A 25089-nucleotide genomic window follows, 5' to 3' on the forward strand; every position below is an offset into this window, starting at 1 on the left:
GCTATGGCAATTCGACTGCCAATAGAGACAATCGGTTTGCCATTCCCGACATTTTGCACACCTTAGCGAATTAGGTATTTAGAATCATTTATTAGGGCTGAGACAAAAGTAATAATTAAGTACTTGAACCAATTTTTGCCTGAACCTAGTAAAAAATTCAATTTCGCTCGGCAGCACATAACTTAATATGTCGGAAATTGTAAGGTGTTATGTTATAGCGATATAAAAAATTATCAGGAGATAAAGCTAAGTCTTTAAAACTAGGACTGTAAGACTATAAGCTTATACCCCGTAAATAGAATGTTGAAACAACATCTTGAATAATTTTTTGGTGACGGATTGTGTCGGATGCTGTAACGGACCTTGTGTGGTGATTCCCTTTGTATTTCTGAAATGGTTGGGATAAAATGGGGTGTAGACGTTATTCAGGCATGATACTTGCCCTGAGGCTGATCCAATACCCATTCTAGCATGAGACACATGTCGTCTAGACGGACAAGCTGTTCATTTAGAGAAGTGTATTCAGCTACTTCTGGAGTGAGGGTAGAAAGTCTTGTTCGGAGATTGGTTTGTTGAGCATTCAATTCGTGCAGCTTCGCCTTGATCTGATTTTCAGTTCTCATAGCGTATACTCCTTTGTTATGGGAATGGGTGGGATGTGTAACTGCGTATATTCGCCAGTTTTAGTATAGTTCAATTGGATCATGAAATCTATGGACAATGGCAAATTGGACGGTTATATGGCAAAGCAAGCTTGAATAATACAGGGTTAACGTTTACCGTATCTTGGTATTTATGAAAGCGTAACGCATCATATACTAGATGATATCGGTAAAAATCTGGATGATGGAGTGAGCAAAAGACATGAATATTAAACAGCTAGCTGCTGAAAAAGCGGTAGACTGGGTAGAAGATGGAATGATGGTAGGATTGGGGACCGGATCGACAGCAGTCTATGCTATCCGCAAACTGGGAGAACGGGTACAGCAAGGGCTGAACATTCGTGCTGTTGCTACATCTGTAGAATCGGAAAAGCTTGCACGCGAGATGTCTATTCCGATTGTACCTTTTGCGGAAGCAGGCATCATTGATCTGACGATTGATGGTGCAGACGAAGTAGATCCCGATCTGAATCTGATCAAAGGTGGCGGTGGCGCTCTGCTGCGTGAGAAGATTGTTGCTGCAAGAAGCCGTCAGGTGATGATCGTTGCTGGAGAAAATAAGGTCGTACAGCGATTAGGTACATTCCCGCTGCCAGTCGAGGTTGTTACCTTTGCCCACGAATGGACGATGGAGAAGCTGGAAAATCTGGGCGGCGCACCTGTGCTGCGTAAAACAGAGAGCGGTGAAGTGTTCGTTACTGACAACGGCAACTATACGGTGGATTGTCATTTTAAAGAGATTCTGAATCCGTCACGTATGCATCGTGTATTGAATGACATCCCAGGTGTAGTGGATAACGGATTGTTTATTGGTCTGGCAAGCTCGGTAATCGTTGCTTACAATAGTGGGACGATTGAAGTGCTTCGCGCAGGCAGATAAGCGGCATGAAATAGTATGAATAGTGATAGATGAGCATACGATTCATTCGGCTACATTATCCGAAGGGGTCGTTGAATCGTGTGTCTTCTCAATATAAAAAGTCGGAAAATGTGGTGTGTGAACATTTTTCGGCTTTTTATTGTATGTTCACTCAGACTGACACTGGATTGTTCACAATTTTGGAGTTGACAAATATGCTTTGTTATACTATCTTTAAATCAAGATTTACTAATTCATAATTTACGTACAGGTTAAAAGGAGAGAATACCATGTCTAAAGTTTTATTTGTTAAAGCTAATAACCGTCCTGCTGATCAAGCGATCACTGTTCAATTGTATGATGCCTTCCTGGAAAGCTACAAAGCTTCCCATCCAGAAGATGAAGTACAAGTACTGGATCTGTTTGAAGAAAAACCAGCTTACTACGATGCGTTCGTTATCGGTGCTAACTTCAAAGCATCCCAAGGCATCGAAGTATCCGCTGAAGAGCAAGCTGCTGTTGATCTGATCAACCGCTACATGACTCAATTCCTGGAAGCTGAAAAAGTAGTAATCGCATTCCCACTGTGGAACTTCACTGTTCCTGCTGTACTGCACACGTACTTCGATTATCTGTCCCAAGCAGGTAAAACATTCAAATACACTCCAGAAGGTCCTGTCGGTCTGGCTGGCGGTAAAAAAGTAATGCTGCTGCACGCAAGCGGCGGTGTATATTCCGAAGGCCCTGGCGCAGACGTTGAGCTGGCTGTTCGTTATGTACGTTCGATGCTCGGATTCTGGGGCATTACTGATGTTGAGAAATTCCTGATCGAAGGTCACAACGCATTCCCTGATCGTGCAGCTCAAATCGTTGCTGAAGGTCTGGAAAAAGCGAAAGAAACAGCAAAACAATTCTAAGATTGCTTGCTGCTTGAGCTTGTCATCCGACGGTTCCCATGCTTGAATATGATCTTTGCTTCTCACTTGAATACGATCAGTCAGACAGAGAAACCGGAAGGAATTGCATGTGTAGATGTCGAAGTAAGACATGTAGGGTATTCTTGATTTTCTGATGTATTCAGTATCAGATTCATCGATTGCAATGACGCCTGACGTGCTGCGAAACAATGCAGTGCGTCAGGCGTCAAACATCATGAGGGAGGGACCTATTATGAAACAGGCAAATCGTACAACCGCTCCTGCCAACGATGTGGAGAAAGAATCGCTGCATCTGTGGACTGTTTTATCGCGTGCCTATCAGTCAGTGGTATCACTGATTAATGCCGATATACAGAGTTATGGTCTAAATCCGACGGAATTGGGCGTGCTCGACTTCCTGTACCACAGTGAAGATCCGCAGCCGCTGCAAAAGATCGGACAAAAGGTACTCATTTCCAGTGGTAACATCACTTATGTGGTAGACAAGCTGGAGAAAAAGAATCTGCTTGCCCGTCGTTCATGCGACAATGACCGCCGTGTTATTTTTGCCGAGTTAACGGAGCAGGGGAATTCATTCTTTGAAGGCATCTTTGACCAACACAAGCAGGCAATCGTGGAAGCGATGGCAGGCTTGTCACAGGAAGAGAAGCTGGTTGTCATCCCGCTGCTCAAGCAATTGGGCTTTGCAGCTGCGGACAAAACAGTCTAACCGATAGCATTTATCGGTTGGGCTTTTTTTCTGTTCATTTGACTTGCATTTTATTGTATACATAATCCCTATCTATTTTAGATGAATAGTGATTGACCAGCTCGAAACAGAGCGAGTATAGTAAGGAAAAGTCATATTTTGTCGTCATTATAAATGGTTTAGCATTTGTACTATATATCATTTAGAAAATAGAGAGAAAGAGAGATTGAAAAGCGGGTGGGGTTAGAGGTAGTATGCTTGATTCGGATTAAGATCAATCATGCGCTCATTCTGATGTCATCCAGTAAGGAAGTACAGATAGATAGGTATGGGAGTGAAGGACATGCAAACGTCCAAATGGTTTAGCAGCAGTATGATGGTGTTGATCCTTGTCATTGTACTGGCAGGCTGTAGCGGCAGCCAATCGGGGTATGACAGTTCCGCACAGAGCAACAGCGGTGACATTGGCAATATACTGACGATTGGTACAGCGACAGATATAGAAAGCTTTGATCCTCACAATAACAACAATACTGCCAGTGAAGCAGTGCTAGTGAATATGTATGACTACTTGCTCAAAAACGATAACAATCAAAAGAAAGTGCCGGTACTTGCTACTTCTTGGAAACAAACGGATGATAACACTTGGCGCTTTCAACTGCGCGAGGGCGTAACATTTCATAACGGTGATCCATTTACGGCAGCTGATGTCAAATACACGCTTGAACGTGTCGCCAAAGACAGCTCGCTCAAGCAAAATTCCTATTTTAACAATATTACTGAGGTCAAAGTTGTGGATGATCATACCGTGGATATTGTGACGGATGGTCCTGATCCACTGTTGTTAAATCGTTTGAGCAAAATGGGTGCTGGCATTCTGCCATCTCATTATATTGAAGAACATGGTATGGAGCAATTTTTGAAGCAGCCAGTCGGTACAGGTCCTTACAAATTCAAGCAATGGATTAAGGATGACCGTGTAGAACTGGTGCGCAATGATGATTATTTCGGTGATACACCCAAATGGGATGAAGTGGTATTCCGCACCATTCCAGCATCCTCCACTCGTGTATCCCAATTGCTGGCAGGTAGTATTGATATTGCTTCCAGCATTCCAGCAGCTGATGTGAAGCGTATTCAGCAGGCAAAAGGAAAGTCTATCGTGAAAACACCGATTCAGCGCGTATTGCAGCTAATTTTGCGTATGAGTGATGGTAGTGTGACCGCCGACTCAAACGTACGTGAAGCGATCGATCTTGCCATAGATAAGCAAAGTCTAGTGGACAGCATTGCTGGGGGCGCAGGTGTGGTGACCCGTACGTCGGTTACACCCGGCAACTTTGGCGCTGATTCATCGCTGTACAAGCAAACGCTGTATAATCCAGCGAAGGCAAAGCAGCTATTGCAGGAAGCAGGTTATAGCAGGGGCGGACCGCAGATTACGATGAGTGCATCGTCGCAATATAAGGAATATGCCGAAGTTGTGGCGGGAATGCTAGATCAAGTAGGCTTTCAAACAACATTGGATGTGCTAGAACCAGGTGCATTCAGCGAACGATATAGCTCCAAATCGTTTAAGGAAGCATATATGATCGGCATTGGCAATTCGTTATTCGACGCTTCCAATAACTACATCCGCTATCTAAAATCGGAAGCAGAAGGGGAAACGGATTATAACAATCCCAAGGTGGAGCAATTGCTGCAAGCAGCGGCTGTTAATATGGATTCAGCATCACGTGAAAAGCAGTATCAGGACGTGCAACAGATTCTGGCGCAGGATCGCCCAGCAGTATATTTGTTCCAGATGGAAGGTGTATATGGTATGGACAATCGTGTCACATTTGCACCGCGCAGTGATGAAATGTTTTATGCAGATGAAATAACGCCTGTAAATAGATAATGAACGAGCAGGGCAGGGATGATCACCTTCTGGAGCAGTCCTTGCCTACCTTCGTCAAAAAATTCCTTCTATATAATAATACACAATACATACAGCCGAACGAGAGCCGTTCCATCTTCAATGATCTGTATATCGTAAACTGTTCTTCTGCGAAGGAACATATCATACGACTCATTCAGTAAGCAGTAATCGTTCAAGCATAAAGTAGTAAACGTTCAAGCCCTGTGGTAACGCGTTTTATGAACTTCAACTCAAAAAGGAACAAAGCTTTTTGGGAATTTAACCTTGAATGTTTGCCTTAGAAGGTTTATAGTAGGGCGACACGGAAACAGAAAATGCGCCCGACAATAGCTGTGTCTATGTGGTCGGGCTTTTTTATGGCTTTGTGTACGAAACACCTGTCGCCTACTGCATATTTATGTGGTATAAGCTAAGACTGATACGGTTTGTATGTTGGGTTTTACAAGCCTTTCGTCATTTCATCTGGCATCCTGATGATAAATCAACAAAATTTGAGTTTTCCGACAGCATTTGGGGTATAAAACTTGCTTAATATTCTAATGTGTGGGAAAATTTCACTAACAGAACCAAACGTTGACTGCATGCAGTTGACAACGATCGAACTTATAATCATACTGCCGGTGATCACATAGCCGGGGAAGATATATCCACTTTTCTTCGGTTGAAAAGTCGGATTGGAGGGAATTTACTTCGTGTATATCGTGCAGTCCATTGTTCAGGTGCCGGACAACAAAACGGAAGATGTCGTTCAGATTTACCGTGACCGGAGCAGAATAGTGGATCAGCAGCCGGGATTTGTATCTTTTCAACTTCTTCAGAGTGAAATCACATCGGGTGAACTTATTGTACAAATGACCTGGCAAAGTAAAGACCATTATCTTGCTTGGGTGAAAAGTGCCGACTTTCAGCGCATTCATACGCTGGAACGTCAATACCCGGATCGGGAGTTAACAGATATTAAGCCTACTGTGAAACGTTATCTGGTGCGTGCGGAGTAGTTCCCGTTAGAACGGGAGGTGTCCGCTGATGGCTTTACAGGAAAAGGGAACAGCAGGCGAACAATTAATTATACAGGCGGACCGACTGGCAGAGCAGGTAACGATGATGCAATACCTGAAACAGCCGGATTTGTATCAACGTTTTGGAGCCAAGGGTAGAGACAGAACGAAACAGGATTCTTTGTACAGCCTCAGTTATCTGGCGGAAAGTGTACTTATGAGAAGCCCTGCGCTGTTCATGCACTATATCTCTTGGCTCAAATTGCTTTTAAGCGGTTATCGAGTCACTCGTGAGGACCTAGTCGTCAATCTGATGGCGATTCGTCGGGTGCTGCAAGATCATTTCGATCATAGCGACAAGCAGCATGTGCTTCAATATCTGGATATGGGGATTGATCACGTAGCCGCCGAGCAGCCCGAGGTCTCTTATATATCGGAGCTTGCGCCGTTTGGCAATGAGGCAGCGCTCTATCTGGAGCGGCTCATCGCCACAGATCGCAAGCTAGCGTATGAAGGTATTGTTCAACTGCTTGAACATGATGTGCCGATCAAGCAAATTTATATGCATATTTTTCAAGCTGCACAGTATGAAGTGGGACGCTTATGGCAGCTTGGCCGTATCAATGTGGCGCAGGAGCATTATTGCACCGCCGCAACCCAGAGTATCATGTCCCGACTGTACCCGTACTGGCTGGCTGCTCATCAAAAGGGCAGTACACGCCGCCTTGTCTCTGCTTGTGTCGGCAACGAACAGCATGAGATGGGAATTCGGATGTTAACCGATTTTTTTGAAATGGAAGGCTGGGATACGTACTATCTGGGTGCGAATGTGCCCGATCACAGTTTGCTTCAATCCATTGTAAGTTATCGAGCCGATCTGATCGCTATTTCGGCAACTATGACATTCCATGTGCATCTGGTACAGGAATTGATCGCCAATATTCGCAGTAATGAGCATACAGCCGGCATCAAGATTATTGTCGGCGGACTGCCATTTAATATAGATCGTCAGCTGTGGAAGCTAGTTGGAGCTGACGGTTACGCACCGGATGCGGATCAAGCGATTCAACTGGCTGATACTCTGGTACCTGCTGCGCGGCAGCAATAGCCGGCGTTCAGCAGAATATGGGGAAGGGAAGATGAAGGCAATGATGAATGCAGAGCATGAGATCATGGTTTTGCGCAAAACAATTGAAGATCTTTCCCACCAAATTATCCAGAGTAAGCACCAGGAAGAACAAGCGCTGTCCGAATTCTCAGCTATGAACAATGAATTGGTGAATTTGCAGCGTTTGCTTGCCAAAAGTAACGCCGAGCTGGAAGCTGCAACTGAGGAAGCGTTGCAGGCGAATCAAGCTCGTGCTCGCTTTCTAGCCATCATGACACATGAGATTCGTACACCGATGAATGGTGTGATCGGGATGGCTGAGATTTTGCTAGCTTCTGATTTGACCGAGGAACAGAAGCGCTCCGTGATGTTAATTCAGGAATCTGCGGAGCTGCTACTGAACATGATTAACAATATGCTGGATTTGTCTAAGATGGAGGCAGGCAAAATGCAGTTGCAGGAAGGCATTATCAATATGCGCCTGTTGCTGGATCATATTATCCGTCTGATTGAACCGAAAGCCAATGAGAATGAAAATACAATCTCTGCATTTATTGATTATCGTGTGGAAAGCGATCTGATCGGGGATGGCGGACGAATCCGCCAGATTTTATTGAACCTAATCAATAACGCTAATAAATTCACACGCAATGGCAAAATCGAGATCAGTATTCAACTCAAGGAAAACCGTGCAAATCTACAGGTTCTGCACATTGAGGTTTCAGATACGGGGATCGGTATTGCACCGGACCAGCAGAAAAACCTGTTCCAGCCTTATGCACAGGCGGACCATCCACAACAACATAATGTGGAGGGAACAGGACTTGGTCTGTCGATCTGCAAATCGTTGGTGGAACTAATGGAAGGAACGATTGATTTGAAAAGCGATACAGGAAAAGGATCTACCTTCTGGTTTGATATTCCACTGAAGAAAAGTCCAAAAGTGGGCGCAAAACCGGCATCTGTCGGTGCTGGAGATGGATTGCAGGAGTATTCATCAGCACAGAACGCTTCATCCGTATCTGCAATTAAAGCAACGGATCAGCATATTCTGATCGTTGAAGATAATCCGATCAACAGTCAAGTGATTCAGCTGCAATTGAAAAAGATGGGCATGCGCAATATCCATATGGCTGTTAACGGTCAGGAGGCGCTAGAGGTGTTTCAGCAGCAGGAGTATGCGATGGTGCTGATGGATAACCGGATGCCAGTGATGGACGGATTCCAAGCCACTCGCAAAATTCGGGAAATGGAGCGAATGAGAGTTCGGCATCCGGTGCCGATTATTGCGCTGACTGCCAATACTAGTCCCGAAGATCGTCAACGCTGTCTGGAAGTAGGCATGGACGATATTTTGACCAAACCTGTGAATCTGGAAAGTCTGACTAAGATTCTGCATAAATGGCTACCGGCTATCGGTATGACCGAAATGGTGCTGGATATGAAAGTGATTCAGGAGATCATCGAGCTGAATGATGATGGAGATCCTGAGGTACTGCGTACACTGGTGGAAATGTACCAAACCGAAACACCAGCCAAACTGGATCGATTGCATCAATTAAGCATGGAGCAAAATGCACAGGCATTGGCGGAAGCCGCTCATGAATTGAAATCGGGCAGTCTGAGTATTGGAGTTAATCACTTTTCCCAGTTGCTTGCAGAGATTGAACGCAAAGCACGTACAGGTGATTTGAACGGTGTACCAGCTATTATAGAATCATTGTTTCCAGCGTATGAACGCGCGCGCTTGGAACTGGAACAGCTGGTTATCTAAAGTCATTTGATGATGGAGTATAGATATAAATATAAAACGTAAACCTGTATGCAGGAACATTGCATGCAGGTTTTTTGTTTGCGTATCGGTAAGTGACTTGCTTCATTAGAATAGCTGGGCATACAGAAACGAATCTCATCTTTGCTTGATGATCGTATCGCTTCAGATTGGGTAATGGATACCATACAAATTTGAAGAGCAGCATCATACCAAATGGCTGCTGAAAGGGTGGATTAGCAGATGTGTGCTTCATTTGATACAGCAAGAGAATCGGAAAATCAATACCATCAGCAGTTTTACAAAGACAACAAGCTGTTCGAAGACGGCAGCTGGATGTCTCGTCCCACTCCATTGGTCATGGAATTGCTGGAAAAGCTACAGCAATATACACCAGCACCGCATGTGCTGGATCTTGCCTGCGGAGTAGGTCGTCATGCCATTCCCGTTGCTCAAAAGCTGGAACAAGGCGGTAAAGTAACGGCTGTTGATTTGCTAGAGGATGCGATTCAGCAGCTGAATCAATATGCGGATGAATATGGAGTCAGCGATCGAATTGAAGGTGTTGTGAACGATGTGGAGCATTACCCAATTGAGCGAGAGCAGTTTGATTATATGATCGCTACTGGTTGTCTGGAGCATCTATCATCGGAGCAAGCATTTCGGGATACGCTGCGTCATATGCAGGAGGGCACGCGGATCGGTGGAATTCATTTTATTTCCATGACATCGTCTGTGCAGCAAATTGATCAGCAAAGCGGAGCAGCAGAGGAAGGCAATATCGAACTGAATCTCAGCACCGAGCAACTGCTTGACGTGCTGGAAGAGGCTTATGCTGATTGGAATATTATCGCGCGCAAAGCGGTAGCTCAAGCGATTGAAGAGAACAAGGACGACAAAGAGATTGAACTACAAGGCAACTGGGTTACGTTTGCAGCCAGTAAAGAGCCGTTGCAAAATAAACCAGAATTGTTGCGACAAACGACGCAAACAGAGTAAACTATTAGAGTATGGCTGATAAACGGGAGGAACGGTTGTGCTTGAATTAGTGAATATTGACATGGAAGATCAAGAGTTGCGCGAACTGTTGTCCTATGCAGTGTTTCCAGATGATGAAGTGCTGGATAACGTATTCGAGCAATATCGCAGCAATCCGCAGCAACGATTGTACAAATATATCGAAGAAGGCGAAGCCATCGGTATTATCGGCTGCGCAGCCGATCAGGATATGCCCGACGCGCTGCGAATCCGCCATATGGCGATTGCTCCAGAAGAACGCGGTCTAGGATATGGACGCGGCATCGTGCTGCTATTATTGGAAAAAGAAAAGCCTGCTATGCTGATGGCTGAAACGGATGCGGAAGGCGTGGAATTTTACCGCAATATCGGCTTTTCTGTTGTAAGCACTGAGCTGGATGAAGAGACAGCGGATTCGTTTGTTTGTATTTTCCATGCAGATGAGGAAGACGAAGAAGCGTAAGGATGCTGAATTTGCTGCTTTAAAGAAGAGCATGCAGGCGCGTTGTGCGCTTATATGCTGTATCGTTGCATGTAGGTATAGCGTGATACGCTATATGCGATGTGCTGCATTAGCTTTGCAAAAATGGTGGCATGAACAGTATCACCAGCAGTAAAAGAGTAGAAAAGACCGTCATGCTTCGGTATGGCGGTCTTTTTGCGTTCTCCATGTCCAACTCCAGAATAGTAGAGCTGCCAGACTATAACCCAAACCAAGATAGCATACTCCATTCCAGCCATGTGCTGCATATACCCATGTTGCGGTCAACGATCCGGTAGCACTACCGATGGAATAAAAGATCATATAGCCGCCAGTTAAGCGACTGCCCGCTTCTGGACGTGCTGCTAAAATCATACTTTGGCTTGTTACATGTACTGCTTGAACGGCTAGATCGAGTAGGATAATGCCTACAAGCAGCCACCAGACATGATCATACATCTGCCACGTAAACAACCAAGAGAGGGCTAGCAGTACAAGCGCACCACCACTGGTTCGGTGCATCCAACCCCGATCTGCCCAGCGCCCAGCACGCGAGGCTGCCAATGCTCCTGCCAATCCCGCTATACCGAGCATCCCAATGGCACTATGCGACCATGTAAACGGTGCGGTGCTTAGTGGGAACACAAGTGTTGTCCATAAGGTACTAAACGCAGCAAAGGTCAACATAGCCAATACCGCGCGAATGCGTAATATAGGCAGCTCGCGAAACAGCTGTAAGGTCGACCATACTAGCTCGCTATATGATAGTCGAGGAGCGTATGGACAAGTCGAAGGGGATACTGCTTTTACAGGGAAATAGCGGTAGATCAACAAGGCAACAATGAACAGCAATATCGCCGAACACAAATAAACAGACCGCCATCCACTCCAATCGGTTAACCAACCAGCGATAACACGTGCCGACAAAATGCCAATCACAATAGCGCTTGTTACCGTACCAACTGTACGTCCACGCTGCGTCGGTGAAGATAGAGATGCTGCCGCCGCAACAATCGTCTGTGCAACAACTGCCAATCCACCCATCGCACCTATACCGATCCAGAAGGAGAATGATCCCGAAGCCAGCGCAGTGAATAGCAGGCAGATGACAGACAACAGCATTTGTCCAGTAATTAGTAACCGACGTGGTACACGATCCCCTAGCGGTACAAGCAATAATAAACCGAGTGCATAGCAGAGCTGCGTGACTGTAATCACTGAACCAGACATCGCAGCATCCATATGCAGATCGGTGGCAATTACATTTAGCATCGGATGAATGTAATACATATTAGCGACAGACAATCCGCAAGCGATTGCAAATAACAGTATCAATGGTGTCGAAAGCGTAGCTGAATCAGATACAGTTGAATCTGTAGTATCTGAGATCAGTGGTGGATCAGTCGTGCAAGTATGTATATTCGTTGGCTGAGTCATAACATAAACCTCTTTTCTGTACCGATTGGTATTTAATTGATTGTAAATATAATACGTCTACAGATGGTTGTCAACTGGACGAGTCTCTTGCATATATTGCTTACAATGAGAAGTGGATTGCATCACTCGCGGCAACCGATTAGAATAAAATAAATTACTAATCGGTATAAAAAGAGGGGTTCTTATGGCACGCAAACGTGAATTTGATGAGGAACAAGTGCTAGAGCAGGTGATGCAGCTATTTTGGCAAAAGGGCTATGAAGCCACATCCATGAGCGATCTAACGGCAGCTACCGGATTGCAGAAGCCGAGTTTGTATGCTGCTTATGGCGATAAAATGTCGCTATTTGAAAAAGCATTGCGTCGATATAATGAGCAACATTTGGCAAAGATACAGCAACTACTAGATACAGGAAAAACAGCAAAACAATCATTTGAACAAGTATTCCGCTATGTATTACAGTCAACAATTGAAAATAAGAATAACGACAAAGAGAAAAACAAAAATAAAGATAACCGTAAAATCTTACAAGAAGCGGGTAAAGATCATGTGGACAATCAGAGCATTTCTGATTATGGATGCTACTGTCTCAATACGCTCGTCGAGCTGGCGCCACATCATCAGACCTTTGCAGTCTTGACACGTGAGCATCAGATGAAGCTAGGTGAGTTATTTACACAACGCTTGCAGCAGGCGATTCAGCATGGAGAATATGCGGCAAGCTATAACGCATCTGGGCATGCACAGATCATGTTAGTCCAGATGATCGGTCTGACTGTGCTGTTAAAAGCGAACCCTGATCCATCCATCATTCAGCATTCAGCAGCTACATTCCTATCTTCTTTACTTGGCTGATGCATGGATACTATTCATTACAGCAAAAGTGAAAGGTTCTGCAAACATGACAAACAACGAAGTCATCCATCATCGAATGCAAACAAAAATTCAATCCGTGCAAACCTTGATGACACGGCATACTTTGATTCAATTTACAAGATAGTGCGTCCAACAATTTCTGTGTTATAATACATGACAATAATTTGAGTTTTACGGCTGAAAGACGGCTTGACCAAGCGATGTAATCGGCTGGAAACTGCATGTCATACTGTACTGTCATTTCGATACAAACAGAAGCTGTTCAGAGAAAGAATTGGGGAGGAAGGGTGCTCGTATGCAATTGACTGTCAAAGAAGCGCTGGCTGTATATCCGTTGTCGGAGGCGCGTCTTGTTGCGGGTGCCGGGGGAACTTCCCGGCTGATGAAGTCGGTAAATGTCATGGACGCACCGGATATTGCCGATTGGATTAAAAGTGGAGAAATGCTGTTTACGACCGCTTTTCTAATGAAGGATGATCAGGAAGAAGCAATCAAGCTGATGCGTCGATTAAATGAGCGCGGTTGTGCGGGCATGGGCGTGAAGCTGGGCAGATTCTGGGATGTGATTCCGCAGGCGATTATTGAAGAAGCGGATCGACTGCAATTCCCGCTATTGGAGCTGCCATTTGAGTTTACCTTTTCAGATCAGATGAATGCGTTGTTTCAGGTGGAACATGAGCGTAGTACAAAGCTGCTGCAATCGGTGCTGCATAAGCAAAAGCAGCTGATGCAGTTTGCTTTAAACAAGGATTCGCAGAGCAATGTATTCTCAGCATTGGAGAGCATTATTCAATATCCAGTGGCGATTATCGGCTCGCGTGGTCATGTGCTTTACAATAGTGGCGAGGGCAAGGAAGATGGCTTGCTGCAAGGCTGGCCGTGGAAAATGGCATTGACCCGTGTGAAATGGAATCAGGGCAGCTGTTACCGAGTGCCTGTGATGCAGCGGGATGAGCAGTATGGCTTTTTGCTCGTATTTACCGATACGGCGATTCAGCTGCGTGAGGAAGAGGAATTGTTTCAACAGGCGGCGGAAGTGCTGGCTTTTCATATGGATACGACGTACCGCGAGCATATCAATCCGGGCTTGCAGGATAAAATGCGTGCGCTGGTGGCAGAGCATCTGTCCCGTCGCATTTCCATTATCGATCTGGCGCAGGGGGCGGAAAAGCTGGGCATCAGTCTATTTAATGGTCCATACCAGTGCGTACTGACTACATTGGAGCCGCAGGCATTTTCGTCAGAGAAACGACTGGCTCAGATTCATCAGGAGCTGCAATACAATCCACTCATGCAGTTGTTCCCCTCTCAGCATTTTCGGGTAGAAGAAGGGATATTGTCTATTTATACTTGCCCATCGGAACGTGATTATGGGGAAGAGCTATCGGCATTTTTGATGAATCGTTTCGAGGATATGGCAGAGCTGGCGAGCGATGGTGGCAGCCCGCGCTTTTGGATCAGCAATATCAAGCTGAAGCCGGATTCGTTCCGCGAAGCGTATCAAGAAACAGTAGAGACGCGCAAGCTTGCCCGCCGATTCGGGATGTCGCATATGGCGCTGCAATTTCATACGCTGGAGTTTGCCTATGTGTTCCAGCATGTGCCAGAGCATATTATGGAGACGTATTGTAACAAAGTGCTGGAGCCACTGATGATCCGCGATAGCGATCCAAATCAGGTGCTGATGTCCACGCTGGAAGCATTTGTTGAAAATGATGGGTTGATCAATGAAGCTGCCAAGCAGCTGTATGTGCATCGCAATACGGTAACCTACCGGATGGACAAGATCGGCAGTCTGCTGCAAATGGATTTTAAAAAGACGAACGATCTACTCAAGCTGAAGATGGTATTTACGTTCCGTAAGTTTTTGAAGCATAAGCAGCAGTAGACGACATAACCATAATACAGATTTATCGGCAATAATGCATAGTACTTCCCAAAACACAGCTATCCATACCATCTATGGCAGCTGTGTTTTTGTATGTATGCACAAATGCTTGTACCGTACTCGGCAACAAAAAACGCTAGGCATTTCCCTTATTCCACGCTTGATCTACCTCATACCAATAATTTCATCACAAAATAACCTACATAACAGTAAGGCATAATTCACAAATCACAAGTACAATGTTATTTTATATAACAAAAAAATAGACCTTTGGTTGATATGTGCAATAACCTGACGTACAATGACAAAAATAACATTTATAATGAGGCGATCAAAATGGCACATCAGACGCAACCGTGGACGTCATGGACAAAAGAACAATTCATCGCACAATTTAGTGGTTTATATGAACATTCTCCGTGGGTGGCAGAGCAAGCTTGGGAGCAGGCTCCCTTTGCAAACTTACAGGATGTGTTAGATAAAATGAAAGCAACCGTTGATACAGCGGGCAAGGAAAAGCAATTGGAGCTGCTGCGACAGCACCCTGATCTTGGCACACGCATTCAGATGACGGAGCATTCGCAATCGGAGCAGGCAGGTGCAGGACTGAACAATCTAACACCAGAGCAATATGAGAAGTTATCACGTCTGAATCGCGAATATACGGCAACGTATCAGTTTCCATTTATTCTAGCGGTTAAAGGGCGTAATGCGCAGCAGATTCTCGACACGATGGAGCAGCGTAACGGACAACCAGCTGAACAGGAGTTTGCAACGGCGTTGGAGCAGGTTCATATCATTGTCGGTTTGCGGATGCGCGATTGGGCAGCTCAGCAAGGGCTTACGTTATGAGCGGCAAATTAACGACGCATGTGTTGGATCTAGGACAGGGCTGTCCCGCAGTGGGTGTACGAATCGAATTGTATCGAGATGGGGAAACGCAACCGTTACGAACTGCTGTGACCAACAGCGACGGTCGTGTAGATCAGCCGCTGTTGAGTGGAGACGAGCTCGTGTCCGGTACGTATGAGCTACACTTTTACGCAGGGGACTATCATCGTCAGCTGGGGATACCGGCTGCGGATTCTTCGATCTGGGATGTGATTCCACTACGTTTTGTCATTCAGGACATCGACAGCAATTATCATATTCCACTGCTTGTTTCGCCGGGCGGTTACAGTACATACCGCGGCAGTTGATTGTCTTTTCTATACAAACAGATCGGCACAGAACGGTACAACAATACGACTTGCTTCTATTAGAACAAAGTAGAATAAAGATCTAATAGAGAAGGAATTACCGGTGTCTAATCCTTACTCACAACTGACATATCCAAAGAATAATCATATAAAAGAATGAAGTGACAAAAGGAGGGAGCCGCTGTGACGCAGGCACTGGATTGTATCATTACAGGCGGAACGGTGGTGCTGCCGGATCGTACGGAAAAGCTGGATATTGGCATTCGCGACGGAATCATTGTAGAGATGGCTCCATCCTTGCAGGAACGCTCCTGTTCTCGCCGCATTCAGGCGGATGGATTGCATATATTGCCCGGTGTGGTAGACATTCATGTACATTTTAACGAGCCGGGATTGGATGCGTGGGAAGGCTTCACTACAGGTTCGGCGGCGCTCGCTGCGGGCGGCATTACGACGTATGTGGATATGCCACTCAATGGGGTACCACCAACAACCAATGCGCAGCGACTCGCTTTGAAGAGGCAAGCAGCAGACGGCAATTCGCATGTAGACTATGCGCTATGGGGCGGTCTGGTGGAAGGCAATACCGCAGAGCTGGAAGGTCTTGCACAGGGCGGCGTACCGGGGTTCAAAGCATTTATGTCAGAGCCGGGCGGCGATGGAGAAGATATTTTCACTCGTGCTGACGACGAGACGCTGCTGAACGGTATGAAGGAGCTGGCACGACTTGGTTATGTGTTAGCACTACATGCGGAGGATGAGCAGATGGTGTCCGAGCTAGCTGCGCAGGCGCAAGCAGAAGGGCGTACAAGTGAACTCGATTATGCGCATTCGCGTCCTGTATCTGCTGAGGTAACCGCGGTAGAGCGTGCGCTTCATATGGCAAAGGAAACGGGTTGTGCTCTTCATTTTGTGCATATCAGTAGCCGTGAAGCGGTGGATGTGATTACTGCCGCCAAAGCGGAAGGTATAAATGTGACAGTCGAAACGTGCCCGCATTATCTGGTGCTGAATGAGCAGGATTTGCTGCATAAGGGCGTTGTTGCCAAATGTGCTCCGCCGCTTCGTAATGCCAACGAGCAGGCGCAATTATGGCAGGCGGTAGAGTTGGGGCTGATCGATATCATTGCCTCCGACCACTCGCCATGCCCGCCGGAAATGAAGCAGCATGAGAATTTTTTCAAGGCGTGGGGCGGCATCTCTGGGGCGCAGAGTACCTTACTGCTCATGCTAGAGGAAGGATTTCATCGTCGCGGTATAACGTTGCCGAAGCTGATGAATATGCTGTCCCTAGCTCCGGCAGAGCGTCTTGGACTAGCTTACCGCAAAGGTCGCATCGCTTCCGGTTATGATGCGGATCTGGTGCTGGTAGATCTGAAACGTGGCGCTGTACTAGAACAAGAGCATTTATTGGATAAGCATCGTCAGAGTCCATATATCGGCTATCACTTCTCATCGACGGTTGTGGAGACGCTAGTGCGTGGGCAATCCGTATATTCCGAGCAAGCTGGATTACTGCCAGACAAGATTGGACAATTCATGGCGTATCAGCCGGGAGGTGTAACACATGGCTAAACAAACGGCAACGCTGCTGGATCAATATTGTGAGCGGCTGAATCCGATGCTGGAATGGCTTGCTCAGCATGGAGCAGATGAACAGGGCGGCGTAACACGCCTCCTCTATACACCGGAATGGGTGGATGCGCAGCAGGCATTGTTTTCCTATATGAAGGAGCATGGATTGGATGCTTTTTACGATCAGGTGGGAAATCTGACTGGTCGATTGGAAGGAGCCCAGCCGGAGCTGCCAGCGGTGGCAACCGGATCGCATATTGATACCGTCATTATGGGTGGAAAATATGATGGAGCGTATGGTGTCGTTGCCGGTGTACTAGCGTTATCGTACTTGCGCGAGGCGTATGGTCAACCGAAGCGAACGCTGGAAGTATTGTCGCTAGCAGAGGAAGAAGGCAGTCGCTTTCCATTAACGTATTGGGGTTCAGGCAATATTGCTGGCAAATATGATGTGAAGAATTTGCCAAATGTACATGATCGCGATGGTATATCGTTATCGCAAGCGATTCGTGAAGCTGGCTTTGGACCAGAGTCGCCGTATGCGCAGGCACGTCGTGAACAGGCTGCCTATATTGAATTGCACATTGAGCAGGGCTGTGTATTGGAACGCAGTCAGCAACAGATTGGCGTAGTGACTGGGATTGTTGGACAGCGGCGCATCGAGGTACGCGTAACAGGCGAAAGTAATCATGCGGGAACAACGCCGATGGGTTGGCGCAGTGATTCGCTTGCTTGTGCGGCAGAAATGATTACGACCGTGCGCCATACGGCGCTGGCAATCGGTGATCCGCTCGTAGCAACCGTTGGCAATATCCAGCCATTTCCGGGCGTATCCAATGTAATTGCTGGAGAGACGATGTTTACGCTAGATATACGCCACTTGGACAGTGAAGTGCTGGATGAATATACCGAGCAGCTGCGTAGTCAATTGGTAACTATCGCTTCGCGTGATGGCATGACGCTGTTCTGGCAGGAAAATCTGCGCGCTGAGCCTGTGTTGATGAATAGCGGCATGATCGACGAGTTACAGCAGATTTGCGAACAAGGTGGCATGACTAGCCGCCAAATGCCGAGTGGAGCTGGACATGATGCTCAGATTTTTGGCAATGTCTGTCCGTCGGCGATGATCTTCGTACCGAGTCGGGATGGGATTAGCCATAACCCGCTGGAATATACGTCACCGGATGATCTAATTCAAGGCTTCCGCGTGCTCACACAATGGTTATATCAAACTGCTTATTGAGGTGATCGTGATGAAACAATACAAAGAATTGTCGCCGCCGCCGCGCACGATTATGACACCGGGACCGGTGGAAGTTGATCCGCGCGTGCTACGGGCGTTGTCGTATCCGATATTAGGTCAATTTGATCCTGCGTTTACCGGATTGATGAATGAAACGATGGAGATGCTGCGCGGATTGTTCGTAACGGACAATCAGTGGTGCTATCCGGTGGATGGTACATCCCGCTCTGGTCTGGAAGCGGTCATGGTCAGTTTGGTGGAACCGGGTGATCGGGTGCTGGTACCAATCTATGGACGATTTGGACATTTGTTGACTGAGATTGCGGAGCGCTGCGGCGCTGAAGTGATTACGATGGAAACGGAATGGGGAACGGTATTTGAACCGGAGCAGGTCAAGGCTGCGATTCGTGAGCATCGTCCAGCAATCGTCGCAATGGTGCATGGTGAGACATCGACCGGCTGTATGCAGCCACTGCGCGAGATTGGTCATTTCTGCCGTGAGATGGATGTGTTGTTTGTCGTTGATGCGGTAGCAACCATCGGCGGTGTGCCGATTTATGTGGACGATTGGAAGCTGGATGCAGTGATTGGTGGTACGCAAAAATGTCTGTCCGTGCCATCTGGTATGGCGCCGATTACGTATAACGAGCGTGTCGAGCGTAAGATTCTGGCTCGTAAAAGTATTGAGCGCGGTCTGCGTATGCCGGGCGATGAGGTGAATACACGTCGCATTCATAGCAACTATTTTGATCTCGCCCAGCTACAGGATTATTGGAGTCCAGCACGGCTGAATCACCATACCGAAGCAACATCCATGCTATATGGATTGCGTGAAGGGCTGCGTATTTTGCATGATGAAGGGTTGGAAGCGCGCTTTGTGCGTCATCGTCAAAATGGGGCTGCGATCGTTGCTGGTGTGAAGGCGATGGGGCTGGAACTGTTCGGTGGAGATGAGCATCGTTTGCCAGTCGTGACCTGCATTGAGATTCCGGCAGGCATTGACGGTGAACGTGTACGCTCCATGCTTCTAGATGATTTTGGTATCGAAATTGCTAGCTCCTTCGGTCCGCTGAAAGGTCGGATCTGGCGGATTGGCAGTATGGGCTACAGCAGCAGTCGCAAAAATGTACTGCATGTACTGGGCGCATTGGAAGCTGCATTGATCCATCATGGATTCAAGCTGCCAGCTGGTGAAGGCGTACAAGCTGCATTGCAAGTCTATGCAAATAAGGAGGAAGTGCCGTGCTGATGAATATCATGCCGCAATCGCGCAAAGGAATGGTTGCCGCGCCTCATTATCTGGCAAGCCAGACGGGCGCATTTATTCTGCAATCCGGCGGCAATGCCGTTGATGCCGCTGTCGCCGTTAGCGCTGTGCTCGGCGTGGTGTATCCGCATATGACCGGAACCGGTGGCGATGCTTTCTTTTTAATTTATGATCAGCAAAGTGGTACGGTGAATGGTTATAACGGCAGTGGACGCTCCGCAGCCTCAGCCACTCCGTCCCGCTATCTGGATAAAGGCTTTACGTCCATTCCGCAGCGTGGCCCTCTTGCCGCAGTGACTGTTCCCGGTATGGTAGACGCATGGGAAGCGGTTTGGAAACGATTTGGCAAGCTGCCGTGGGAGCAGGTCATTGCACCGGCTGTCCGGTATGCCGAGGAAGGCTTTCCGGCTTCGCCCAGTCTGGCACGCTGGAGTATGCGCGATCAGGAATGGTTGACCGCAGATGAATATCTACGCGAAACCTTTCTTCGTGACGGTGAGCCGCTGCAAGAAGGGGAGATGGTGTATCAACCGCGATTGGCGGAGGTACTACGCGAAATCGCGACGAACGGGCGAGATTCTTTTTATGAAGGTGCATTAGGTCAGCGTCTAGGACAGGCAGCGGAGCGCGATGGCAGTCTGTTGACGGCGGACGATTTTGCCGCTCATCGTGGGGAATGGGTAGAGCCGATCTCCACCTCATACCGTGGACATGAGGTGTACCAGATGCCTCCTAATACGCAGGGCTTTTCACTGTTAATGATGCTGAATATGCTGGAGCATACAGATGTATCGAATATCGCTCGCTTTTCGCCGGAATTTTATCACCTCATGGCGGAAACGGTGAAAAAGGCATTCCGTGACCGCGATCGGTATCTCACCGATCCGGGCTTCCGGGATATTCCACTGGAGCGTCTGCTGTCCAAGTCATATGCCTCGGAGCTATGGCATGAGATGCAATTCCGACCGCAAGCGGCAGAGCATCTGTCCGCAGCGATGGGACAGGATACAGCATATGCAGCGGTCGTGGATGAGGAAGGCAACGCCGTCTCGTTTATCCAAAGCTTGTACTTTGACTTCGGCTCGGCATATGTGCCGGATGGCAGCGGTGTGATTTTGCAAAATCGCGGGTCGTTCTTCTCACTGGATGATCGGCTACCGAATGTATTGGAGCCGCGCAAGCGTACATTCCATACATTGATGCCGGGCATGGTATTGAAAGATGGCAAGCCTTATCTGCTGCTCGGTACGCAGGGCGGAGAAGGTCAGCCGCAGACGCAACTGTCCATTTTGACTGGTGTGATCGACTATGGGCTGAATGTACAGCAGGCGATTGCATTGCCGCGCTGGTTGTATGGTCGGACATGGGGCGATCTTAGCGATACGCTCAAGATCGAGAATCGTTCGTACAGCGATATTTCGTCCAGATTGGAAGCGTATGGACATATCGTTGAGCCGGTACGCGATTATGATGCACTCATGGGCGAGGCGCAGGGGATTCATATCGCTGATAATGGTGTGTTGAGCGGTGCGGCTGATCCGCGCAGTGACGGGATTGCGATTGGTATTTGAACCGTTTCGTCGGTGTAACAAGAGATGAGTACAGATATAAGTAGGAATACGAGGGAAACGGTATATTCAGGCAGTAGTGTTTCTACAGCGATGTTTGCACATTCATACAAGGGAAGGTATACACAATCATCCAAAAGAAGCCGGACAGTATCCGGGCAAAGGAACAGATGGTATTGCATCTGGCATATCCTTTCCCGACTGCCCGGCTTTGCTGCAAATGTCGTCATGTAACTTTGCTGTCAGGTATATATGGAAAGATAAAAATACACATGAGGAACATCTTCATAGCCATACATCAAAATGCAAGTTGCAACATCGGCAGCATGTAGAGATCAGAGGGGGAAATGAAAGTGGGAAGCATCTTAATCCGTCAGGCACAAATTGTAACGATGAACGAAAGTGAAGAAGTATTTATCGGAGACGTGTTGGTTGAACATAATAAAATCGTCAAAATCGCTCCACATCTCTCTGATGTAGCTGATCGCGAGATTGATGCGCGCGGCAAAACGCTATTGCCGGGCTTTATCCAGACGCATATCCACTTATGTCAAACCATTTTCCGTGGTAGAGCAGACGATATGGAACTGATGGATTGGTTGCGTAAGCGCATTTGGCCGCTGGAAGCAGCGCATGATGAGGAATCCATTTACTATTCTGCCTTGCTTGGTATCGGCGAACTGATCTCTAGCGGCACAACAACCATTTGCGATATGGAGACGGTCAACCATACCGATTCTGCATTTCAGGCGATGGCGCAGAGCGGTCTGCGGGTCGTTTCTGGTAAGGTCATGATGGATCATGGGGATGATGTGCCACTGCCATTGCAGGAAACGACCGAAGATTCGCTGCAAAAAAGTGTTGATTTGCTGGAAAAATGGAATGGTTTCGGCGGCGGTCGCATCCAGTATGCCTTTTGTCCGCGCTTTGTCGTTTCCTGCACAGAAAAGCTGCTGACCGAGGTACGAGATCTGTCCGCGCAATATCATGTCAAAGTGCATACCCACGCTTCTGAAAATCGCGGCGAAATCTCGCTGGTGGAGCAGGAGCGTGGCATGCGCAATATCGTCTATCTGGATCATATTGGGCTTGCGAATCCGCGTCTTATTCTTGCGCACTGTGTCTGGCTGAGTGAAGAGGAGAAGCAAATCCTGCACAAACGCGGCGTCAAAGTAACTCACTGTCCGGGTTCCAATATGAAGCTGGCTTCTGGTATCGCCGAAATTCCTGATCTGATGAATCGCCATATCCATGTTGGCATCGGAGCAGACGGGGCGCCTTGCAACAACAATCTGGATATGTTTCAGGAAATGCGTATGACTGCACTGATCCAAAAGGTACCGCATGGTCCAACGGTTATGGATGCACGTACTGTGTTGCGGATGGCAACGATGGGCGGTGCGGAAGTGCTCGGAATGGCAAAGGAAATCGGCAGCATCGAAGTAGGCAAAAAAGCCGATCTCGTTCTGCTCGATCTGGAAGATTATCATACCTTCCCATCGCATGATGTGGATGTATACTCGCGGGTAGTATATTCCGCTGGACGCAGCAATGTCGATACCGTACTGATCGATGGACAGATTGTATTGGAACATCGTCAGGTACGCACCATTGACCGCAGCATTGTACTGCGCGAATCGGATCGTGCGATTAAGCGTCTGATTACGCGCATCGGCTAAATCAAAAGACAACGATAACCGGAAAGGGGCTGGAGACGATGGATATGAAAGATCTGTGTACAGCAGCAATGAGTGAGGAGCAACGCCATATCCGTACTGTTCTTGCGACGGTGGTACATGTGGAAGGGCATGCGTACCGCAAGGAGGGCGTCTCCATGATCCTAACCGAGGATGGTCGTCATTACGGCACGATCAGTCCGGGCTGTCTGGAAGAGGATCTATGCGCACGCGTGGAGCAGGCGTGGAATGAGGAAGGCGTCTGTATCGTCGATTATGATATGCGTCCCAAAGACGATCTATCTTGGGGCGAAAATATCGGCTGCGGCGGATTGCTGCACATCTTACTGGAGCCAGTACGTGGTACATTGCGAGAGGTCTTGTTGTCCATGAATGACCATCTGGGACGAGGCGAAGTCGTGATGCTGACACGTCGATTTCACCGTCAAGGTGCACAGGTGGACTACGAATTGCTGGCGGAAGGGCATGGAGCGAGTAAGATGGAACACCAGCAATCTACACTTCAATCCGAACGCAGTGGAGCTTCACTATTGTCTACACCAGCACCCCTTGTATTGGTACAGGGCTATTCCCATACTGATGCAGAGTGGAACGCGAAAGGGCAAACGGTACAAAGCGATCCTGCTGCGGGGCAGTATGTGTTTGTACGCACCTATCGCCCCAAGCCGCGTTTGGTGTTAATCGGAGCAGGTGATGATTCGCGTATGGTTAGTATGCTGGCGCAATCCTCTGGATTTGACGTCGTAATTGGTGATTGGCGGGAAGCGCTGTGCACATCGGAGCGTTTTCCGGGGGCGCAATGTGTGACTGGTTTTCCACAAAGCCTGATGAAGCATATACAGCCAGCACAAGGCGATTATATCTTACTGATGAGTCATAATTTCCTGCGTGAACGCGAATGGGTGGAATTGTTGCAGGGCTGTTCCTATGCGTATCTCGGTATTATGGGTTCATCGGAACGAACGCGTCGATTATTCGATGGATTGCCGGAGTATCCGAATGTGCATTCGCCGGTCGGATTGTCGATTGGTGCTGACGGACCGGACGAGATTGCTATTAGTATCGCCGCCGAGCTGATTGCTGTGAAACGGGATAAGCGGAGCCGCAACAGGGAGGTTGATGTTCATGAGCATCGCCGCACTCGTACTGGCAGCTGGTAAAAGTAGTCGCATGGGCAGGGATAAACTTTCCCTGCCTTTGGTATTACAGAACGACTCATCCTCTACAGTTCCGCAAACGGCAGCTCATGTTGATCCTGTGCGTCCAATCACTATAGGTGGTACTGTACTGTCGGCAATCATGGCGAAGGAATCGATAGACTTCGTTGTGATTGTATTGGCACCTTATTCATCCGCAGATTGGATTGCCGAATGTCAGCAATGGCAACAACAGAGCGGCGGACGTTTGCAAATTGTCGTCTGTGAACAAGCGGAGCAAGGCATGTCGTACTCGATTCGTACAGGGATGCAGCATATATCCAGCATAGGAGCTTCGCATGTCCTGATTATGCTGGCAGATCAGCCATTGATTGCAGCGGAGCATCTACATCAGCTCACGCAGTATGCGATCAAGCAGCCGCAGCTTGATTATGTAGCTGCTTCCGATGGCAAAACGGCGATGCCTCCGATTGTATTTTCCCCCTCTGCTTGGCAACAATTGGAGCAATTGCAAGGCGATCAGGGCGCACGCAAGCTGCTGTCTTCCGAGCATTTGCATGGTGCTGTTATCCAGCTGCCTGCTTACGCATTTTGGGATGCGGACACACCAGAAGCGTTAGCCCAAATCCGCCTTCATCTGGAAACGCAATCTACTGCGGATAAACGGCGATCAGATGAAGCAAATTAACATGGAATTCAAACTTGATAGTCAAAACCGCTGAAAAGTCTGGAATACGT

General features: G+C 47.6%; 22 protein-coding genes. 20 read left to right on the forward strand and 2 right to left on the reverse strand.

The features are described 5' to 3' along the window. Positions 1-425 precede the first annotated feature (425 nt). Positions 426-623 (reverse strand): hypothetical protein, encoded by a 198-nt coding sequence (locus ABXR35_RS04715; RefSeq protein WP_367056137.1) that lies wholly within the window; start codon positions 621-623, stop codon positions 426-428. A 241-nt stretch (positions 624-864) separates the two neighbouring features. Here ABXR35_RS04715 and rpiA point away from each other — a divergent pair, with 241 nt between their 5' ends. The 9 genes from rpiA to ABXR35_RS04760 all read left to right on the forward strand — a co-directional run bounded on the left by rpiA (position 865) and on the right by ABXR35_RS04760 (position 10425). Continuing rightward, positions 865-1542, forward strand: coding sequence for a ribose-5-phosphate isomerase RpiA (gene rpiA, locus ABXR35_RS04720; RefSeq protein ID WP_367056140.1), 678 nt, complete (start codon positions 865-867; stop codon positions 1540-1542). A 269-nt stretch (positions 1543-1811) separates the two neighbouring features. Next, positions 1812-2438, forward strand: a complete 627-nt coding sequence (locus tag ABXR35_RS04725; RefSeq protein WP_367056143.1) for an FMN-dependent NADH-azoreductase — start codon at positions 1812-1814, stop codon at positions 2436-2438. Positions 2439-2691: 253 nt separating this feature from the next. After that, positions 2692-3168 (forward strand): MarR family winged helix-turn-helix transcriptional regulator, encoded by a 477-nt coding sequence (locus ABXR35_RS04730; RefSeq protein WP_367056146.1) that lies wholly within the window; start codon positions 2692-2694, stop codon positions 3166-3168. Positions 3169-3490: 322 nt separating this feature from the next. After that, on the forward strand, positions 3491-5047 hold the full coding sequence (locus ABXR35_RS04735) for an ABC transporter substrate-binding protein (RefSeq protein WP_367056149.1): 1557 nt from the start codon (positions 3491-3493) through the stop codon (positions 5045-5047). Positions 5048-5760: 713 nt separating this feature from the next. Then, complete coding sequence (locus ABXR35_RS04740; RefSeq protein ID WP_367056152.1) at positions 5761-6066, forward strand: antibiotic biosynthesis monooxygenase family protein; 306 nt, start codon at positions 5761-5763, stop codon at positions 6064-6066. A 28-nt stretch (positions 6067-6094) separates the two neighbouring features. After that, complete coding sequence (locus tag ABXR35_RS04745; protein ID WP_367056155.1) at positions 6095-7174, forward strand: cobalamin B12-binding domain-containing protein; 1080 nt, start codon at positions 6095-6097, stop codon at positions 7172-7174. 31 nt (positions 7175-7205) lie between these two features. Then, entirely contained in the window at positions 7206-8948 is a 1743-nt protein-coding gene (locus ABXR35_RS04750) for an ATP-binding protein (protein ID WP_367056158.1), read from the forward strand. 240 nt (positions 8949-9188) lie between these two features. Then, entirely contained in the window at positions 9189-9944 is a 756-nt protein-coding gene (locus tag ABXR35_RS04755) for a class I SAM-dependent methyltransferase (protein WP_367056161.1), read from the forward strand. A gap of 37 nt (positions 9945-9981) precedes the next feature. After that, entirely contained in the window at positions 9982-10425 is a 444-nt protein-coding gene (locus tag ABXR35_RS04760) for a GNAT family N-acetyltransferase (RefSeq protein WP_367056164.1), read from the forward strand. A gap of 171 nt (positions 10426-10596) precedes the next feature. Here ABXR35_RS04760 and ABXR35_RS04765 read toward each other — a convergent pair whose 3' ends face one another. After that, complete coding sequence (locus tag ABXR35_RS04765; RefSeq protein ID WP_367056167.1) at positions 10597-11880, reverse strand: MFS transporter; 1284 nt, start codon at positions 11878-11880, stop codon at positions 10597-10599. A gap of 184 nt (positions 11881-12064) precedes the next feature. Here ABXR35_RS04765 and ABXR35_RS04770 point away from each other — a divergent pair, with 184 nt between their 5' ends. From ABXR35_RS04770 to ABXR35_RS04820, 11 genes are all read left to right on the forward strand, one after another. Further along, positions 12065-12736 (forward strand): TetR/AcrR family transcriptional regulator, encoded by a 672-nt coding sequence (locus ABXR35_RS04770; RefSeq protein ID WP_367056170.1) that lies wholly within the window; start codon positions 12065-12067, stop codon positions 12734-12736. Between the two features lie 316 nt (positions 12737-13052). Next, positions 13053-14645, forward strand: coding sequence for a PucR family transcriptional regulator (locus ABXR35_RS04775; protein ID WP_367056173.1), 1593 nt, complete (start codon positions 13053-13055; stop codon positions 14643-14645). 336 nt (positions 14646-14981) lie between these two features. Then, positions 14982-15497, forward strand: a complete 516-nt coding sequence (gene uraD, locus ABXR35_RS04780) for a 2-oxo-4-hydroxy-4-carboxy-5-ureidoimidazoline decarboxylase (protein ID WP_367056175.1) — start codon at positions 14982-14984, stop codon at positions 15495-15497. After that, positions 15494-15844 carry a hydroxyisourate hydrolase gene (uraH, locus tag ABXR35_RS04785; protein WP_367056178.1) on the forward strand — a complete coding sequence of 117 codons (351 nt, stop codon included), beginning with the start codon at positions 15494-15496 and terminating at the stop codon, positions 15842-15844. The genes uraD and uraH overlap by 4 nt, the downstream gene beginning before the upstream one ends. A gap of 183 nt (positions 15845-16027) precedes the next feature. Further along, complete coding sequence (gene allB, locus ABXR35_RS04790) at positions 16028-17419, forward strand: allantoinase AllB (protein ID WP_367056181.1); 1392 nt, start codon at positions 16028-16030, stop codon at positions 17417-17419. Further along, positions 17412-18662 carry an allantoate deiminase gene (allC, locus tag ABXR35_RS04795; RefSeq protein ID WP_367056184.1) on the forward strand — a complete coding sequence of 417 codons (1251 nt, stop codon included), beginning with the start codon at positions 17412-17414 and terminating at the stop codon, positions 18660-18662. The genes allB and allC overlap by 8 nt, the downstream gene beginning before the upstream one ends. Positions 18663-18672: 10 nt before the next feature. Continuing rightward, positions 18673-19911, forward strand: a complete 1239-nt coding sequence (locus tag ABXR35_RS04800) for a pyridoxal-phosphate-dependent aminotransferase family protein (RefSeq protein ID WP_367056187.1) — start codon at positions 18673-18675, stop codon at positions 19909-19911. Beyond that, positions 19911-21500 (forward strand): gamma-glutamyltransferase, encoded by a 1590-nt coding sequence (gene ggt, locus ABXR35_RS04805; RefSeq protein ID WP_367061181.1) that lies wholly within the window; start codon positions 19911-19913, stop codon positions 21498-21500. The genes ABXR35_RS04800 and ggt overlap by 1 nt, the downstream gene beginning before the upstream one ends. 350 nt (positions 21501-21850) lie before the next feature. Further along, complete coding sequence (locus tag ABXR35_RS04810; protein WP_367056190.1) at positions 21851-23176, forward strand: 5'-deoxyadenosine deaminase; 1326 nt, start codon at positions 21851-21853, stop codon at positions 23174-23176. A 38-nt stretch (positions 23177-23214) separates the two neighbouring features. Continuing rightward, positions 23215-24354, forward strand: coding sequence for an XdhC family protein (locus tag ABXR35_RS04815; RefSeq protein ID WP_367056193.1), 1140 nt, complete (start codon positions 23215-23217; stop codon positions 24352-24354). Then, positions 24320-25039, forward strand: a complete 720-nt coding sequence (locus ABXR35_RS04820; RefSeq protein ID WP_367056195.1) for a nucleotidyltransferase family protein — start codon at positions 24320-24322, stop codon at positions 25037-25039. Before ABXR35_RS04815 ends, ABXR35_RS04820 begins: the two co-directional genes overlap by 35 nt. Positions 25040-25089: the final 50 nt, after the last annotated feature.

The organism is Paenibacillus sp. JQZ6Y-1, from assembly GCF_040719145.1.
Lineage (GTDB): Bacteria > Bacillota > Bacilli > Paenibacillales > Paenibacillaceae > Saccharibacillus > Saccharibacillus kandeliae.